This is a genomic window from Mesorhizobium sp. M5C.F.Ca.IN.020.32.2.1 (assembly GCF_004023105.1).
Lineage (GTDB): Bacteria > Pseudomonadota > Alphaproteobacteria > Rhizobiales > Rhizobiaceae > Mesorhizobium > Mesorhizobium wenxiniae.
In genome coordinates, this window is the sequence record NZ_RZSX01000829.1 from 1 (window position 1) to 2,766 (window position 2,766).

The following is a 2,766-nucleotide window of genomic DNA, read 5'->3' on the forward strand; positions in this document are numbered from 1 at the left end:
GACTGGACCGGCTTTCGGCCCGACAGCGCGCCGCCGATCGAGGGCGGCGAGAAGATCCTTTCCTGGTGGCGTGAAAAGGGCAAGGACCCCAGGCAAAAGCTGCTCATCTTCTCCGACGGGCTCGAGGTCGAGACCATCGAGGAAACCTACCGCCACTTCCGCGGCAAGGTGCGCATGTCCTTCGGCTGGGGCACCAACCTGACCAATGATTTCGAAGGTTGCGCGCCGACCAACACCAACCGGCTCGACGCCATCTCGCTGGTCTGCAAGGTCACCGAGGCCAATGGCCGCCCGGCGGTCAAGCTCTCCGATAATCCAGCCAAGGCCACCGGCGACGAGAAAGAGATCGAACGCTATTTGCGTATATTTGGCGAGAAAGACCGCGTGGAGCAGCTGGTCAAGGTGTGAGGGGCGAGGGAACTCTTGGATAGCATGAGTTCCTTCGCCGTAGTGCGCTGCCGGTTGGCAATAGCAATACCCTTTGCGGCTTCATTGATCTTCCTCGCGCCCACCCCGGCCTTTGCCCATGCCTCCGATCGCGGCCACGTCCTGCTTCTGCCGACGGGCTACTACGTCGCCGGCGGCGCGCTTGCCGTTGCCGCCAGCTTTCTCGTCCTCGCGCTGCTGCCGTCAGACTTTCCCGCCCGCTTCTGGCGGCGGCGCCTGCCGCTTTTCGCATTCGGCAACGGCGCACGGGCAATCGTCAGCCTGATATCATTTGCCGGCTTTGCAATTCTTATTGCGGCCGGCTTGTTCGGCAGCCGCGATCCGCTTTCCAACCCGCTGCCGCTGGCCATCTGGACGCTGCTCTGGGTTGGGCTGGTTTTGCTGCAGGGGCTGCTCGGCAATCTCTGGTCATGGCTGAACCCATGGTACGGGCCTTGGCGTGTCATTTCCCGCCTGTTCGGCAAGCGGCAGACATGGCGCCCGCCTCCGTGGCTTGGCTGCTGGCCGGCCGTCGTGCTGTTCTTCGCCTTCGCCTGGTTCGAGCTGATCGACCCGGCGCCCGACGATCCGGCGCGGCTCGCCTGGGCCGCCGGTTTCTATTGGCTGCTGAGTTTTGCCGCCATGCTGGTGTTCGGCTACCGCGACTGGAGCCGGCGAGGCGAGTTCCTGGCCGTCTTCTTCGCCATGATTGCACGATTCGCCCTCCTTGAGCGCAATGAAGTCGAGCGCAGTGAAGGCGGTCGGCTCAGTCTGTGCTGGCCGGGCGCCACGCTCAGCGATGCCGCGCCGCTGTCGCTCAGCGGCATTGCTTTCCTGCTGCTTGCGCTGTCGTCGGTCTCCTTCGATGGCCTGTCGAAAACCTTCTTTTGGCTCGGCCTGTTCGGCCTCAATCCGCTGGAGTTTCCGGGCCGCACGGCGGTGATCGGCATCGGCACCTTCGGGCTCGTGCTGACGTTCGTCTTGCTTGCAGTCGCGTTCATCCTTGCCATTGTCCTTGGCCAGCGTCTTGCCGGCAGCCCGCATTCCCTCAGTCAGGCCGCAGGGCTGCTGGTCTGGTCGATCGTGCCGATCGCGCTCGCCTACCATGTCGCGCATTACCTGACGGCGCTGCTGGTCGATGGCCAATACGCCATCGCCGCTCTTTCCGACCCGTTTGCGCTGGGCTGGAACCTGCTCGGCACCGCCGGCATGCAGATCGAAGCCGGCGTGGCGGCTGGCGCCGGCTCGGCATGGTGGCTCTGGAATCTCCAGGCCGGCGTCATCATCGCCGGCCACATGCTCGCCGTGCTCGTTGCCCATGGCCTCGCCTGGCGATTGCACCCGGTTCCCGCTCGCGCCGCGCTCAGCCAGTTTCCGCTCACCGTGCTGATGATCGCCTATACGGTCTTCGGCCTGTGGTTACTTGCCACGCCTTCAGTCGGATGAGACAAAAGCCCGGCTCGATGGCGTCGATTGAACGTTGGGGAAAGCCCGCTTGCCACACCAGGGCTTTGATGATTTAGTTTGTACACATGCAATTTCGGCGCTCGTACCAGGGTCGCCCGCTTCGCTACAGCCATTGGTCAAAACTCAAAAACAAGGGGAACTGCCGTGACTGACAAGAATGGGTTTTTAGATCTCTCCAAAACCGGTCTCACCCGCCGCACGGCGCTGAAGGGGTTGGCCGCAGGCGCCGGCCTTGCCGTCGCGCCTGGGTTCGTGCGTTATAGCCAGGCGCAGAGCTCGGCGCCGATAAAGATCGGCTTCCAGTCCCACCGCACCGGCATCGGCGCCGCCTATGGTCGCTGGTACGAGAGGACCACCGCCGCCGCGGTCAAGGCGATCAACGAAGCCGGCGGCATCAACGGCCGGCCGGTCGAGGTGATCATCGAGGATGACGGCACCGATCCCGGCCGCGGCGCCGAAGTGGTCGGCAAATTCGCCACCCAGCACAAGACCGACATCGTCTACGGCACGCTGTTTTCGCATGTCGTCATCGGCTCGGCGCCGGCTGCCGGCGAGGCCAAGATGCCCTATTTCGTCGTCAGCGAAGGCCACCACGTCGCCTCGACCAAGCTCAACCGCTACGTCTTCCAGCCCGGCATCACCGACGTGAAGAGCCAGATCCAGGCGATGGCGCCCTGGATCGCGGCGAATGCCGGCAAGAAGGTGACGCAGATATTCCCAGATTTCGCCTTCGGCTACGACCATCGCGACTATCTGCCGCCGGCGCTGAAGGCGCAAGGCGCCGAAGTCATTGCCCAGATCGCCATCCCGCCGACGGAATCGTCCTTCACCAAATACTTCCCGCAGATCCCAGCCGAGACCGAGGTGATCTAC

At 63.8% G+C, this 2,766-nt stretch carries 2 protein-coding genes and 1 pseudogene; all 3 read left to right on the plus strand.

The window, feature by feature from the left end; genetic code table 11:
• Positions 1-408: pseudogene (locus EOA86_RS29475) on the plus strand (nicotinate phosphoribosyltransferase); the annotation flags it as partial.
• Positions 409-432: 24 nt separating this feature from the next.
• A complete protein-coding gene (locus tag EOA86_RS29480; protein ID WP_128344875.1) occupies positions 433-1,872 on the plus strand; it encodes a hypothetical protein in 1,440 nt (479 codons plus the stop codon).
• A 165-nt stretch (positions 1,873-2,037) separates the two neighbouring features.
• Positions 2,038-2,766 (plus strand): ABC transporter substrate-binding protein (locus EOA86_RS29485; RefSeq protein ID WP_164892098.1); only part of this gene is annotated, 729 nt, incomplete at its 3' end.